The sequence below is a fragment of the Undibacterium paludis genome (assembly GCF_022568815.1).
Taxonomy (GTDB): Bacteria; Pseudomonadota; Gammaproteobacteria; order Burkholderiales; family Burkholderiaceae_D; genus Undibacterium.
Genome location: NZ_JAKZHX010000064.1, coordinates 1 through 547, shown reverse-complemented (window position 1 = coordinate 547; position 547 = coordinate 1). Strand labels below are relative to the sequence as shown.

At 52.7% G+C, this 547-nt stretch carries 1 protein-coding gene; it reads right to left on the bottom strand.

What is annotated here, in order from left to right; genetic code table 11:
• Positions 1-7: 7 nt before the first annotated feature.
• On the bottom strand, positions 8-547 hold a 540-nt coding region (locus LZ463_RS28930), incomplete at its 5' end, for an IS5 family transposase (protein ID WP_241459786.1).

Below are 547 nucleotides of genomic sequence, written 5' to 3'. Positions count from 1 at the left end.
GGGCACACTATGCCCCTTGCATGCGCATCAAGCGCCTGCGAACCATGAACAGGTTCGCCAGTGCACAGGTCACAAACAAGCGATGCGCATTCTTTTGCAAACCACGATATCTGACTTTGGTAAATCCAAACACACGCTTGATGATGCAGAAGGCATGTTCAACCTTGGCGCGCACGCTTGACTTGCGGCGGTTGGTCAGACGCTCTTCCTCTGTCAGGGTGTGGCTGCGCGTGCCCCGGATATTGGTAAAGTCTTTTACACCTGGGGCTTTGCTGCGTGCCGCCTGCTTTTGGCCTGTGTAAGCTGAGTCGCCCCAATATCGTTTCTCACGCCCGTGGAGTAAGTCTGGTAATACCTGGCTATCATGGGCATTGGCTCCCGTTACAACAACGGCATGGATCAGTTTGGTCTTGCTGTCGACGCCTATGTGGCCTTTCATACCGAAATACCATTGATTGCCTTTCTTGGTCTGGCGCATTTCCGGGTCGCGTTTGCCTTCTTTATTCTTTGTGGATGAAGGCGCTGAAATGATGGTGGCATCAACGAT